Source organism: Streptomyces sp. NPDC033136, from assembly GCF_055578235.1.
In genome coordinates, this window is the sequence record NZ_JBVIPD010000021.1 from 137,725 (window position 1) to 152,271 (window position 14,547).

The following is a 14,547-nucleotide window of genomic DNA, read 5'->3' on the forward strand; positions in this document are numbered from 1 at the left end:
TCGCGGCAGAAGGCCAGGCACTCGCGCAGTCGCTCGGCGCCGGCTCGGAGAGTCCCGCTGCGCCCCCACTCTCGAACGTGCGCATCACTCTCACGCCCAGGTCCGAGGCGTGGGGGTCGCGAGCAAGGTTCACCTGCGGTTCACAAGCCGAAACTCGCACTCTCTCCTCACGTTAGGGTAGAGTCCTCGATGAGGGAGTCCGGGCTGTAAGGCGCAGTCGGGGCGGTACCTCCAGAACGCGGGCCCGTCCGTCCGGGCCCCGTCAGCACCCCAGACTTCCGGGCGAAGACGCCCGACCGGCAGCCGTAGTGGCTGCTGTCGCATCCGGCAGGGCCCCCATCGAGGCCGGGCCGCCGGGGACTCCTCCTTTGTGTGGAGTCGAGTACGACGCGCGTGCGTCCAGACAGTGGACGTGTGCGCCCGAACAGAAACGGTTGCATGTCGTCACCGCTGTCCCAAGCTCCCCGGTTCCGCGCCCGCTTTTCGAAGAACACGGTCAAGCCCGACTGGCTCGCCTCCCCGAAGGTCTTCCGCACCGAGGTGCTCGCCGGTCTGGTCGTTGCCCTGGCGCTGATCCCCGAGGCCATTTCCTTCTCGATCATCGCGGGCGTCGACCCGGCCGTGGGTCTCTTCGCGTCGTTCACGATGGCCGTGGTCATCTCCGTCGTGGGTGGCCGCAAGGCGATGATCTCCGCCGCGACGGGCGCGATGGCCCTGGTCATCGCCCCGCTCAATCATGAGTACGGCCTCGGTCATCTCATCGCCGCCGTCATCCTGGGCGGCCTCATCCAGATCGTTCTCGGCGCACTCGGCGTGGCCAAGCTCATGCGCTTCGTGCCCCGGTCGGTGATGGTCGGATTCGTCAACGCACTCGCCATCCTGATCTTCATGGCACAGGTGCCGGAGATGCGCGACGTCCCGTGGGCTGTCTACCCGCTCATCATCGGCGGCCTGGCGCTCATGGTGTTCTTCCCGAAGATCACCAAGGCGGTCCCGGCGCCGCTGGTCTCCATCGTCATCCTGACCGTCATCACGATCGCGGCCGGTATCGCGGTGCCGACGGTGGGCGACAAGGGCGACCTGCCCTCCGCCCTGCCGGTGCCGGGCATGCCGGACGTTCCGCTCACGCTGGACACCCTCACCACCATCGCCCCGTACGCGTTCGCGTTCGCGCTGGTGGGTCTGATGGAGTCGCTGATGACGGCCAAGCTGGTCGACGACATCACCGACACGCACTCCAACAAGACCCGTGAGTCCGTCGGCCAGGGCGTCGCCAACGTCATCACCGGGCTCTTCGGCGGGATGGGCGGCTGCGCGATGATCGGCCAGACGATGATCAACGTGAAGACGTCCGGGGCCCGCACCCGGCTGTCGACCTTCCTGTCCGGTGTCTTCCTGATGCTGCTCGTGGTGGTGTTCGGACCGGTCGTCTCCGACATCCCGATGGCGGCCCTGGTCGCCGTCATGCTCCTGGTGGCCTTCGCGACGTTCGACTGGCACTCCGTCCAGCCGAAGACCCTCAAGCGCATGCCGGCCGGGGAGACCACCGTCATGGCCGTCACCGTCGCCGCCGTGGTCGCCACCCACAACCTCGCCATCGGCGTCGTGCTCGGCTGCCTCGTGGCCATGGTGGTCTTCGCCAAGCGTGTCGCCCACCTCGCCGAGGTCTCCGGGGTCGTCGACCCCGACGGCACGCAGGTCGTCTACGCGGTCACCGGCGAGCTGTTCTTCGCCTCCTCCAACGACCTCGTCTACCAGTTCGACTACAAGGACGACCCGGACGACGTGGTCATAGACCTGACCGACGCCCACATCTGGGACGCCTCGTCCGTGGCGGCGCTGGATGCGATCGAGACCAAGTACGCCCAGCGGGGCAAGAAGGTCACCATCGTGGGCCTGAACAAGCCCAGCGCCGAGATGCACGACAAGCTGGCCGGCCAGCTCACCGCCAGTCACTGAGACCGGCCGCACCTTCCTGCGGATCGCGCAGTGCAGGAGGGGGCGGTCCTCTGCGCGCGGGCCGGACCCGGGACACATGCCCTGACCAGTTCCGGGCCCGGCCCGCGTGTATCCACCTGGCGCCGGGACCGCCTGTCCAGGCCCCGCGACACAGATCGCTCACGCGATCGCGGAGCGCTGCGGCGCCCGCGGCTCTCGCCCGGACGAGCGCTCGGCCGGTCCTCCGTACGTGGCGCACACCTGAACTCATTCGCTCGACTCGTTGCCTTCGGCGTTTCCAGGGACGCCTCGCTCGGGGCATCGTTGACCATCCAGGAGGTTCGGATCATGACTGACGCAGCCGTGCGGCTGGCGGAACTGGTGAAGCAGGCGGTGGGAAGGCCGCTGCCGCTGCGGTTGCGCGCCTGGGACGGCAGCGAGGCGGGCCCGGCCGGGGGCCCCGTCCTCGTCGTCCGCGATCGCCGCGCCCTGCACCGCCTGGCGTGGAAGCCCGGCGAACTCGGCTGGGCCCGCGCCTGGGTGGCCGGCGAAGTCGACATCGACGGTGACCTCTACGAGGCGCTGGAGCGGATGTCCGGCCTGGTCTGGGACCGCGCAGAGAGCGGACCGAAGCGGCACGCCGTCCTCAGCGCGCTCGCCGCACTGCGCGACCCGAAGAATGTACGGCTGGCAGCCGAGGCCCTCGCGCTGGCCGGGCCCGCCCTGCCCCCGCCGCCACCGCGCGAGGAGGCAGGCTCCCGCCGCGGCCCACTGCACAGCCTGCGCCGCGACCGCGACGCCATCAGCCACCACTACGACGTCGGCAACGACTTCTACTCCCTGGTCCTCGGTCCTTCCCTGGTCTACTCATGCGCCTACTGGGAGGGCCCGGAGGCGACCCTGGAAGACGCCCAGCGCGCCAAGCTCGATCTGATCTGCCGCAAACTCGGCCTGCGGCCCGGCCAGCGGCTCCTCGACGTGGGCTGCGGCTGGGGCTCGATGGTGCTGCACGCCGTCGAGCACTACGGGGTCGAAGCGGTCGGAGTCACCATCTCCGAGGAACAGGCGGGCCTCGCCCGCAAACGCCTCGCCGAAGCCGGGTACACGGACCGGGCCGAGATCCGCGTCCAGGACTACCGCGAGATCGAGGACGGCCCCTACGACGCGATCTCCTCCATCGGGATGGCCGAGCACGTCGGATCCCCGCAGTTCCGCCTCTACGCCGAGACGCTCCATCAACTCCTCAAGCCCGGCGGGCGACTTCTCAACCACCAGATCTCCCGCCGCCCGCTGAAGGACGAAAGCGCCTACGAGATCGACGAGTTCATCGACCGCTACGTCTTCCCCGACGGCGAACTCGCGCCCGTCGGCACCACCACGGCGCTGCTCGAAGACGCCGGCTTCGAGGTACGCGACGTGGAAGCCCTGCGCGAGCACTACGCCCTCACCCTGCGCGCCTGGGTGGCCAACCTGGAGCAGCACTGGCAACAGGCCGTACACCTCACCACGGCCGGACGCGCCCGGGTCTGGCGCCTGTACATGGCCGCCTCCGCCCTCGCCTTCGAGCACAACGGCATCGGCGTCAACCAGATCCTCGCCGTACGCACCACCACGGCCGGACACGCGAAGATGCCCCGAACCCGCGGTCACTGGCTGTACGACACCGCGACGGACTGACCACGGCCGGGCGCCGGCTTGCGCGCACATCCGTACGCCGGTTTGTGCCCACGGCTGCGTGAGGCGCACTTCCCCCACGGCCCCCAACCGCCGCGCAGGGTGCCAACCGTCCGGCGGACGTGAGCCGCCTGCATAGCCAGGGGGCCGTCTGTGTGTGCCGGGCGGCGCAGACCAAGGCAGCCCCGGGCCATGCATACATGGAGGACCGACCCGGGACTGCCACGCCGAGGGACCTGTCCAGTGGGCCCCTCGACAGCACCCAACTCTACCTGTACGTAAAGTCGTGATCTCGATTGCCCGCTATGGGGAGCACTGCTTGTCAAGCTTACTCTTGCGTGAGGTGAGAGATGGACGATCGGGGTTCTGTCGTTCGTTCCGCCTCGGGCAACAGAGGCGGAGTCGCGGGGCCATCGTCCCGAGACGGCCATTGACCGCAGCCAGCGAGATCCATCGCATGCCGGTCTCGCGGGTCCGCATGTCCCGCGCGGCCGTGGCCGCGTTCCCAGCGTCGGCTTCCTGGTCCGCCACGAGCGCAAGGGGCCCATCTTGCCTCCCTGCCCGCCCGGAGGTTCCACGCTGGGCTTCCTTCGTGACAGCGAGTACGTCGGCAGACCCCTGTGGAGCAGACCCCTGTGGAGCGGACCTGACGCCTCAGACGGAGGCGCCACCGTGTCGCCGGTCACCACGCCGACTGACCTGACGAACTCTCCACTACGGGAGAATGTGTGGACTCGCATCAAGGGGCCTAACTCGACACCTTGGACTACGGGTGGCCTCCGTTGCCGACCTCTTGTGTCATTCAACTCTCCCTTGACGTTAGAGTGGTACCACTCGTCGACGGTACTGTCGGCCTGCTTCCAAAGACCGTTCCCGGGTCGCGGCCAGGGTTGCGCTGGCTGCTGCTCGGGAACGGCGCCAGAGCTGCCGAGTTGGGCTTCGGTCGGTACCGTTGCACGGCTGTTTCCCGCCGCGACGGCCGGCTGATGCCCTCGTCACGTTCTGTTCCTGGATCTGCCGCAGAGTGTGAGGGCCCACACTGTGCACGTCATCGATCGAGGGCGGGTGTCAGCCGCCGACGGCTCCCGCCGCGAGGCGCGTGGGCCGCGCCCCTCCTGGCGTTGCGTGCCGAAACCGAGTCTTCATGCGCCCGATCGGGTGTCCGCCTGCAGGCGGACACGGAGCGTGGCGGCGAAGTCCTGGGCCATCTCCAGGCGGGCCCGCAGGGTCTCGCAGCGGGCATCGGTCACCTTGCGGTAGGAGTCCAGCCGCTCCCGCAGGCGCTGAAGTTCCTCACCGGCGGGCGGGTCGTCGGTGGCGGCGAGGCGGTCGGTGATGTCCAGCAGGTCGCGCATCTCCTCCAGGGAGAAGTCCAGTGGTTTCATCCGGCGGATCACCATCAGGCGCTCGACGTCGGACTCCGTGTACAGCCGGAAGCCGCCCTTGCTGCGGGCCGAGGGGATCACCAGGCCCACTTCCTCGTAGTGGCGGATGGTGCGCAGAGACAAACCGGTCCGCTCGGCCACCTCGCCGATCTGCATCTGCCGCTCGCTCATCGCCGAGCCTCTCCCTTTGTCATCCGCCCAGGTTTCAGAACTGTGAAGTGGCCCAGTCTACGTGAGATCAATCACAGGATCTGGGGTGGGGTTCACCTGTGTTTCGCAAGTCCCCGCTCGCACTCTCCCGTCGCGTCAGGGTAGAGTGTCGGCTTGTTCACCCCACCGTCCAGTCAGCGGTAGAGGTGATCCTGCCGTAGCGCGGGCCCTGATCGGGCCCCGGACGGCCCTGAAGGCTTCTGGGCAATGATGCCCTACCGGCAACCAGGAGGTTGCCGTTCTGTCCGGCACTCGGCCCCGCCTCGGCGTGGCGCCCGACTGCCGGCGATTCCCGCACTTTTGCGGAGTCAGTACGACGCTGTGCGTCCGGCGGTATGGATGCACACCTGAACAGAAACGGTTGCATGTCCTCACCGCTGTCCCAAGCCCCCAGGCTGCGCCTGTCCAAGCCTGACTGGCTCGCGTCCCCGAAGGTTCTGCGCACCGAGGTGCTGGCCGGTCTGGTCGTCGCCCTGGCTCTGATCCCCGAGGCGATCTCCTTCTCGATCATCGTCGGGGTCGACCCGGCGGTCGGCCTGTTCGCCTCGTTCACCATGGCCGTCGTCATCTCGATCGTCGGTGGCCGCAAGGCGATGATCTCCGCGGCGACCGGCGCGATGGCTCTCGTCATCGCCCCGCTCTACCGCGAGTATGGCCTCGGCTATCTGATCGGGGCCGTCATCCTCGGCGGCGTCTTCCAGGTGGTCCTCGGCGCGCTCGGCGTGGCCAAGCTGATGCGGTTCGTGCCGCGCAGCGTCATGGTCGGCTTCGTCAACGCCCTGGCCATCCTGATCTTTATGGCGCAGGTGCCGGAGATGCACGACGTGCCCTGGGCGGTCTACCCGCTGATCGCCGCCGGCCTGGCGCTGATGGTGTTCTTCCCGAAGGTCACCAAGGTGGTCCCGGCCCCGCTGGTCTCCATCATCGTCCTGACCGTGATCACCGTGGCCGCGGGGATCGCCGTCCCCACCGTCGGCGACAAGGGCGCGCTGCCCTCCTCACTGCCGGTGCCGGGCCTGCCGGACGTGCCCTTCACCATGGACACGCTGACCACCATCGCCCCGTACGCCTTCGCCTTCGCACTCGTGGGCCTGATGGAGTCACTGATGACGGCCAAGCTGGTCGACGACATCACCGACACGCACTCCAACAAAACCCGTGAGTCCATCGGGCAGGGCATCGCCAACATCGTCACCGGCTTCTTCGGCGGCATGGGCGGCTGCGCCATGATCGGCCAGACCATGATCAACGTACGGGTCTCCGGGGCCCGCACCCGCCTGTCCACGTTCCTGGCCGGGTCCTTCCTGATGGTGCTGTGCATCGCCTTCGGCCCGGTCGTCTCCGACATCCCCATGGCCGCCCTCGTCGCCGTCATGATCATGGTGTCGGTAGCCACCTTCGACTGGCACTCCATCGCCCCGAAGACGCTCAAGCGGATGCCGCTCGGCGAACTGACCGTCATGGCCGTCACCGTCGTCTGCGTGGTCGCCACTCACAACCTCGCCATCGGTGTCGTGGTGGGCTGCGTCACCGCGATGGTGATCTTCGCCAAGCGCGTCGCCCACCTGGTCAACGTCTCAGGCGTCGTCGACCCCGACGGCAACCAGGTCGTCTACGCGGTCACCGGCGAGCTGTTCTTCGCCTCCTCCAACGACCTCGTCTACCAGTTCAACTACAAGGACGACCCGGACGACGTCGTCATCGACCTGTCCGACGCCCACATCTGGGACGCCTCCACGGTGGCCGCGCTGGACGCGATCGAGACCAAGTACGCCCAGCGCGGCAAGAAGGTCACCATCGTGGGCCTGAACAAGCCCAGCGCCGACATGCACGGACGTCTCGCCGGGCAGCTGACCGGCAGCCACTGACCGGACCGGCCGCCCTCCCCGACCACGGACGCGGGGGAGGGCGGTCTTTCCGCGTGCGGGCCGGGCCCGGGATACTGCCCTGACGCCCGGGGCCCGGCCCCCGCCACCTCAATGCCGCTCCTTGGGGACGAGGAAGCGGCCGGGAGGAGTAACCCTGAGCCGCACCGCCAAGCCCTTCCGCACCCCGACGGGCCTCCGGGCGCCCCACGGCTCCGCCGCCGGCGGGCGTTTCGATGGCTGGCGCATCGTCGCCTACAGCGCTCTCGCGATGGCGATGACCGCGCCTGGCCAGACCACGGGCGTCTCGGTCTTCATCGACCCTCTGATCGCCGATCTCAGCGTCACGCGCACCCAAATCTCCACCGCCTACCTGACCGGCACGCTCATCGGCGCCTGCGCCATGCCCCTGGTCGGGCGGATGATCGACCGCTACGGCCCGCGCCGGGTGATCGCCTGCGTCGGGGCCGTCTTCGGCGCGATCCTCATCGGCTTGTCCTTCGTCACCGGGCTCGTCGGGCTCACGGCCGGGTTCGTCGGCATCCGCATGGCCGGGCAGGGCGCCCTGTCCCTGGTGGCCACGACCACAGTGGCGTACTGGTTCGACAAGCGCCGCGGTCTGGCCCTCGGTATCACCGGCGCCGTCGGCACCGCCGGGATCTCCCTCGCCCCCATGCTGATCGAGCGCCTGGTCTCCGTATACGGCTGGCGCCAGGCATGGGCGATCGAGGGCGTCGCTGTCTGGGCGGTGGTCCTCCCGCTGGCCCTGTTCGGCATCCGCAACCGGCCCACCGACGTCGGTCAGCACGTCGATGGCATCGCCCCGGACACGGACACCGACCCCAACGCCCCGCTCACCGGCTGGCCGCTGCGCAAGGCCCTGCGCACCAGCATCTTCTGGGCGGTCGCCGCCTGTCTGGCCGCCAGCAGCATGCTCACCACCGGCCTGAACTTCCACCAAGTCGCCCTGCTCGGCGAACGCGGCCTGAGTCCGGCCGAGGCCGCCGCCAACTTCCTGCCCCAGACCGCCGCCGCCCTCCTCGCCACCCTCGCCGTCGGTGCCCTCATCGACCGCCTCCCGCCCAAGGCCGTACTCACCGCCGCGATGGCCATCCTCGCCTGCGGCATTCTGTCCGCCCGTCTCGTGTCGCCCGGCTGGACGGCCATCGGGTACGGCGTCCTCCTCGGTGCCTCGGGCGGTCTGCTGCGGGTCGTCGAATCGGCCACCCTGCCCCGCTACTTCGGCACCGCCCACCTCGGCGCCATCCGCGGCACAGCCCACACCGTCACCATCGCCGCCAGCGCCTTCGGCCCCCTCGCCGTCTCCCTCGGCCACGACCTGACCGGCCACTACGGCCCCGCGCTCGTCGCTCTCACCACTGTGCCGGTGCTGGCGGCCCTCGCCGTGCTCGTCGCCCGTAAACCTGTGGCCGACGGCTGACTTGGGGGCCTGCGGCACCCGGGCAGTCCTGGACGCCGCCTTCGGTCCCCGCAGCAACGGCGAGAGCGTCTACGGCAAGCGCCTGATGCGCTCGCTGCACGCCAGCGTGATCGTGTTACTGGACCGGGGCTTCTCCTCGAACACGTTCCTGGCCGCGGTCGCCGCCACCGAGGCCGCCTTCCTCGCCCGCGCCTCCGCCGCCCGCAAACGGCATCCGACCTGGTCAGCCTGTATCACGAGCGATGGGAAGTGGAGGATGCGGACCTCGGTGCCGCCGAAGCGGGGAGAGGTAGGAGCCGTCGTTGTAGCGGGCCAGAACCGGGGGCGGGTATCGGGGGCGGTCAAGGAGGTTGGTGGCCAGCCGGTAGAGGCCGGTCCAGCGGCCCTGGCTGGTGGTGATGGTGATCTCGCACTCTAAGACCGCCTACTTCGCGATCAAGAAAACGATGCCGAGTCTCGGGTTGGCCAGGCACCAGGTCACGGGCATGCCCTCGGCGGTGGTGACCAGGTACAGCCGGAATCCCCAGAAGAACCGGAAGTGCTGCGGCAGTAGCCGTATCCGGCGTGCCCGGCCAGGTCGGAGCGTTTGACGGTCTCGCGGGAGGCGGCGCAGGGCAGCGGGGTGGAGTCGATCAGCCGGAGGCTGTCGTGCCAGGTCGGCACCTGCCGGGCAAGGGCTTCGATCATCACATGGCTGATCAGCGGCCCGGCGGCGTTGAGGCGCTTGTTGTAGGCCGACTGCTGGGGCAGGTAGCGGAAGAGGTGGCCCAGCCGGGCGTGGGCGAAGCGGATCCAGTGCCGGGTGGAGTACGCCCCACCACATCGTCGCCTACGCCAACACGGAGATCCGGTATGTGACGGTAGATCCCCGCGGGTCGCGGGCGATGAACCGTCTTAAGCACTGGATGATGGCTTTGAACCCCACCGAGCACGCGAGGTCACGCAGCGGGCGCGACAGGTTAGGTGAACGTATGCGACGCGAAGCGGGCAGTGCCGCCTACAAGGGCACATCGACAAAAGCCATCCTTCACCACTACGACTATCTGGGGGACTTCTACCGGCTGTTCCTGGGGCCGGAGCCGGTCTACTCGCACGCCATGTGGGAGGACGGGGACACCCTGGAGACGGCCCAGATGCGCAAGCTCGACCACCACGTAGAAGCGGCGGGGGCGGTCGGGGCCGAGCGGCTGCTGGACGTCGGGTGCGGGTACGGGACCCTGGTGCACCAGGCCGTGGAGCGGCACGGGGTCCGGCACGCGGTGGGCCTCACCATAAGCCCGGCCCAGGCGGCCTGGGCCGGGGAACAGCAGTGGTCGGGCTGCGAGGTGCGTACGGAGAACTGGTTCGACCACCGCCCGGACGGGCCGTACGACGCGATCATCGCCATCGAGGCGGTGGAGCACTTTGCCGGGGAGACGCTGTGGCGGGCCCGCCGGGTGTCCCGCTATCGGGAGTTTTTTCGGCACTGCCACGGCTGGCTGCGCCCGGCCGGTCGGCTGTCCGTACAGGCCAATGCCTGGACCCGGTACGGGTGGCTGGGCTCGATGATGCTGCCGGCGGAACGGTTCGCGCCGGGCGGGGCGGGTCGACACCGGCTCGGGCTGCGGGACCTGGCCGGAGCGTGGGCCAACGCACGCGACGGGCTGCAAGCCTCCCGGACTGTCTTCCCGGAGTGCTTCGTACCGACCCGTTCCGAGCTGACCGAAGCGGCGCAGGGATTGTTCCGGGTGATCGCCGAGCGCGACGACCCGCAGGACGGGGTGCGGACGACGGAGAGCTGGCTGGCCGGGGCGGAGGCGAACCGGGAGCGCGGCGCGGAACTGATCGGGCGGCGCGCAGTCAACGACATCCTCAACCAGCAGCGGACCACCCTGCGGTTCCTGCGAGAGGGGCGGGCCACGATCCTGCGGCAGGTGTTCGAAAAGGTGTAGGAGTTCTGGGTTCAGGCGGCGGGGTCAGCACCCCCCAGGCGGTGCCGTCTACGTCCTCACTGTCAATCCCCTCGCAGCGTGGAGACGATTTACGTTGCGAGGGGATTGACATCGGCGTCATCGGCCGACATGTCCTGGCCGACCCACTGCCCCCACGGGGCTACGCGTCAGCCCCGCATCGTCAAACGCGCCATCTCCAAGTACCAGGCCCGCGGCCCCGCATCGACCGAACCAGCTACAGAGCCACCACCAGCGTCAACATCCGCGCGCCCGCAGGCCCTTGACAATGCGCCCCAACCGTAAACTTCACGGCCTTGGCCTTTTGCATGCTGGAGCGGGGGCCCCGGTGCCCTGCTGCGCCGTCCCGACGCTGACTGACGGCACGGTGCCCGCAGCAACCGTGTCGTCCTACAGCTCCTGGCGCCACGCCGCCACAGCCTCCACGGCCTTGCGGGCATGCTGCGCCTTGAGCCGGACCCAGTAGGTCCGGCCGGCCAGCACCAGCCGCACGAAACCCGCCGGCGCGTACCAGGGCGCCGTCGCGCGGACACGCGGCAGCACCTCACTGTCGATTTCCACGTCGTAACTGGTCAGGATCGTCAGCCGGGCCCCGCGGATGCGGAGCTTGCCGGCCCGGGTGAGCGAGCGCCACCACCCCCTGCGGACAGCGACCCCGTCCGCCTCGAACTCCCGCCCGATCACGGGGCCGGGCCTCCTTCGTATCTCGATTGGCCGCGGGCGCCGGCATGGAGGCAACCCACCCGCCTACGCGCTGCGCGGCGGTGGACTGCTTCCCGAGACGCGGATGCGCGGCACTCAAGAAGACCTTACCCTCACGAGAGGGTATTGATTGCCGTGGTCTGTCCGTACGCTTGCCTCGCCCGGTCGGCGTCGGATCGGGAAGCGGTGACGCCGTCCGCCCTGGGCGAAGCGATGTCCGTGTCCGCACGCTTCGCGCCGCAGGGGTGGACGGCTCGCGTCGCTGCGGGATGGGCCACGCCTGATCGGCGTGCCCATGACCGCTTCCTGGTCATGGCGGCGCTCAGTCTCGGCGCCACTGCGGCGAAGACTGTCGACCTCAGCGGTGGTCACCATCGGCGCCCATCCGGGTTGGACGTCTACTCTACTGTGACGTCACAGTAGATTCGATACGGACGCCTGAACCGGAGATTGCCTTGACGGACCTGCAGACGCGAGACGAAGAACAAGAGCGGCAGTACCTGGCCGAGACGGTGCGTCTGCTGGGGCGCGAGCTGGCGAGGCTCAGCGACTCCATCGACCGGACCGCCAGGGCCATCCAGGAGCAGAAGGAGTTCATGTGGGAGAACTGGCGTGACATGGACTTCGCCGAGAAGGCCGCCATGCGCACCGAGGTCAACACCTCCGTCGGCGTGGGCGACAGCGCCGTGACGGTGCGCCGGCATATCGAGCGCTTGCTGGAAACGCCCTATTTCGGGCGCGTGGACTTCCGCAGGGCGGACGACGGGGAAGGGAAGGGCCACTACATCGGCGTCCATGACTTTTCGGACCCCGAGACCCAGGAAATCCTGATCCACGACTGGCGGGCCCCGGTCTCCAGCCTCTACTACGACTTCGAGCTGGGTGAGGCGCATTTCGAGGCGCCGACTGGGGCCGTCCACGGCACGATCACGGGCAAGCGCCAGTACAAGATCGCGGGCAACCGCCTTGAGTACATGTTCGACAGCGCGCTGACCATCGGCGACGAGGTTTTGCAGCGGGAGCTGAGCCAGTCCGCCGACGACAGGATGAAGAACATCGTCGCGACGATTCAGCGCGAGCAGAACGAGGTGATCCGCAACGAGACGGCGAAGGTACTGATCCTGCAGGGCGTGGCGGGCTCCGGGAAGACGTCGATCGCCCTGCACCGGGTGGCGTTCCTGCTCTACCGCTTCAAGGACTCCCTGTCGTCCGACAACGTCATGATCCTTTCCCCCAACAAGGTCTTCGGTGACTACATCGCAGGCGTCCTTCCCGAGCTGGGCGAGGAGCAGATCGCGGAGACCGACTTCGAGAAGATCGCCGAGCGGTTCCTCGCCAAGGTGACGGAGTTCGAAACCTTCAGCGAGCAGGTGATCAAGCTGCTCGACAGGGCGGACGAGGCGGCGGCCGAGCGGATGCGTTTCAAGGCGACGCCGGAGTTCGTCACCCTGCTCGACGCGTGGCTGGCCGAGCGCGGTGACGCGGACTTCACCCCGCGGCAGATCGAGCAGAGGAACAAGCGGCTGTCGGAGGGCTGGGTCGCGGACGCCTTCGCGGCCTCGCGGGGTCTGCCCGTCTTCACCCGGCTGGACCTGCTCGCCGAGAGCGCCGCGAACACCCTGCGGCAGGAGGTGCTGGACAAGGGCGGCAAGTGGTCGGCGGCGGACAGCAACGGCATCCGCAGGCAGGTGCGCGCCATGTTCCCGCACAAGGACGCGTTCGCCCTGTACAAGGCGTTCTACCACGACCCTGAGCGCAAGGGCCTGTTCAAGCCGCTGGGCCGGAAGAAGATCGAGTACGCGGATGTCTTCCCGCTGGTCTACACCATGATCAGGACGTCCCGGCAGGAGGGCTACGGCCGCATCCGGCATCTCCTGGTGGACGAGATGCAGGACTACACGCCCGTGCAGTACTCGGTGCTGCGCGAGCTGTTCTCCTGCAAGATGACGATCCTCGGGGACGCCAACCAATCAGTGAACCCGTTCAGTTCCTCGTCGCTGCCGGTGATCCGCGGCATCTTCCCCGAGGCGGACTGTCTGGAGCTGTGCAGGAGCTACCGCTCCACGGCCGAGATCACGGAGTTCGCCCAGCACATCTCGCGCAACGACAAGCTCGTCCCGATCGAGCGGCACGGGCTGCCGCCCCAGGTCGTCGCCGCTGCGGACCGCGAGGCGCAGGAGGCGGAGATTTTGGCCCTGATCGAGCGGCACCGGCAGAGCGAGTACCGCTCCCTCGGCATTGTCTGTAAGACCGTCGCGCAGGCGCGGGAGCTGTACCGGACCGTGTCGGAGGCGGGCGTCGAGCTGGCCTTCCTCGACTACGACAGCACGGAGTTCAGCGCCGGTACCGTGATCACCTCGGCGCACATCGCCAAGGGGCTGGAGTTCGACGCCGTGATCGTCCCGGGCGTGGACGACACGAACTACGCCAGCGAGATGGACAAGGGCATGCTCTACATCGCCTGTACCAGGGCCATGCACGAGCTTCATCTGACCCACGTCGGGCCGCTCTCGCGCTTCTTGGCGTTCACCAAGGACCGCAGAGGCCGTCTCAGTGTTGTCGACCCGGAGACGGCGGAAATTCCCGATCATGCGACCGCCGCACGAGTGGGCTGACACCGGTAGGTGCGTACCCCGTCTCGGGTGACACTCGGTGAGCGTCTCCAACGTCTGGTCGGTGGGGCCGACCAGGGGCTCCTACTCCACCTCAATCTTCACCATCCCGGAATCCGGACAGCACGAAGCAGTCCAGTAACGTCATGTGCACCGCGAGGCAGGCGATCCCAGCAGGAGTGAATCTGAGGCCACCGGAGGGCGTCTGAACTGGCCTCGCGCTGCATGCTGGTGAGGCAGTCATCCGTAAAGATGACTGCCGACCATACGAAATTCGCCTCTCGAAGATCGCCGTACTCCTCGTCCACCCGGGCGAAGAGAACGAGCACGTACAGATCGTTGAGAGGGGTCGTGTCGCCACGGACGTCTGCGTAGTTAATCGCCTCCAAGGAGCTTTCGTCCGGGGCGTGAGGCGCGAAGCGCGCCTTGACGCGCACCCGGGCCAACCCGGAGTACCTATCGTCGAGCGGCCCATCTGCGCTGATGAACGGTGGTGCGCCTGCGGTCGCATCCCATGCCCACCGTTCGCCGCGGCGCTGTCGCGCGAACGTGGACAGGGTGGGCACCTGCTGAATGACGGTGGTCCAAGGAACTGTGAGGTCAACCCCCAAGGAACTTGTGGGGCCACTCCATCCGCCTGTGGCCGGACCGAACGCACCGGATTCGTCGAACCCAGTGAGCAGTGTGCATCGTGACGTTGCAGGTCAGGGGTCTGGTGTGCGCGGGGTTCGCGATGCTCGGGCTGGTCGCGGGCGGATGACTTCGGTGTAG

At 68.3% G+C, this 14,547-nt stretch carries 8 protein-coding genes and 1 pseudogene; 6 read left to right on the plus strand and 3 right to left on the minus strand.

Going from position 1 to position 14,547, the window contains the following annotated elements:
- Positions 1-438 precede the first annotated feature (438 nt).
- Together ACZ5TL_RS30700 and ACZ5TL_RS30705 are read left to right on the plus strand one after the other, a co-directional pair.
- Positions 439-1,959 (plus strand): SulP family inorganic anion transporter, encoded by a 1,521-nt coding sequence (locus ACZ5TL_RS30700; protein ID WP_468593874.1) that lies wholly within the window; start codon positions 439-441, stop codon positions 1,957-1,959.
- 327 nt (positions 1,960-2,286) lie between these two features.
- Positions 2,287-3,615 (plus strand): class I SAM-dependent methyltransferase, encoded by a 1,329-nt coding sequence (locus ACZ5TL_RS30705; protein ID WP_468593875.1) that lies wholly within the window; start codon positions 2,287-2,289, stop codon positions 3,613-3,615.
- 1,139 nt (positions 3,616-4,754) lie between these two features.
- On the opposite strand, the gene ACZ5TL_RS30710 is transcribed toward ACZ5TL_RS30705, so the two are convergent.
- The gene (locus ACZ5TL_RS30710) at positions 4,755-5,168 is read right to left on the minus strand and encodes a MerR family transcriptional regulator (RefSeq protein WP_468593876.1); all 414 of its coding nucleotides are present in this window, start codon (positions 5,166-5,168) and stop codon (positions 4,755-4,757) included.
- Between the two features lie 404 nt (positions 5,169-5,572).
- Between ACZ5TL_RS30710 and ACZ5TL_RS30715 the strand changes: the two genes are divergently transcribed.
- Entirely contained in the window at positions 5,573-7,075 is a 1,503-nt protein-coding gene (locus ACZ5TL_RS30715) for a SulP family inorganic anion transporter (RefSeq protein WP_468593877.1), read from the plus strand.
- A gap of 121 nt (positions 7,076-7,196) precedes the next feature.
- A complete protein-coding gene (locus tag ACZ5TL_RS30720) occupies positions 7,197-8,513 on the plus strand; it encodes an MFS transporter (RefSeq protein ID WP_468593878.1) in 1,317 nt (438 codons plus the stop codon).
- 448 nt (positions 8,514-8,961) lie between these two features.
- On the opposite strand, the pseudogene ACZ5TL_RS30725 reads toward ACZ5TL_RS30720, so the two are convergent.
- A pseudogene (locus ACZ5TL_RS30725) lies at positions 8,962-9,308 on the minus strand (transposase family protein); the annotation flags it as partial.
- 176 nt (positions 9,309-9,484) lie between these two features.
- Between ACZ5TL_RS30725 and ACZ5TL_RS30730 the strand changes: the two are divergent.
- Entirely contained in the window at positions 9,485-10,444 is a 960-nt protein-coding gene (locus ACZ5TL_RS30730; protein ID WP_468593880.1) for an SAM-dependent methyltransferase, read from the plus strand.
- Positions 10,445-10,852: 408 nt separating this feature from the next.
- On the opposite strand, the gene ACZ5TL_RS30735 is transcribed toward ACZ5TL_RS30730, so the two are convergent.
- Positions 10,853-11,146 (minus strand): hypothetical protein, encoded by a 294-nt coding sequence (locus ACZ5TL_RS30735; RefSeq protein WP_468593882.1) that lies wholly within the window; start codon positions 11,144-11,146, stop codon positions 10,853-10,855.
- Positions 11,147-11,619: 473 nt separating this feature from the next.
- On the opposite strand from ACZ5TL_RS30735, the gene ACZ5TL_RS30740 reads away from it, so the two are divergent.
- Positions 11,620-13,779 carry a HelD family protein gene (locus ACZ5TL_RS30740; RefSeq protein ID WP_468593884.1) on the plus strand — a complete coding sequence of 720 codons (2,160 nt, stop codon included), beginning with the start codon at positions 11,620-11,622 and terminating at the stop codon, positions 13,777-13,779.
- Positions 13,780-14,547: the final 768 nt, after the last annotated feature.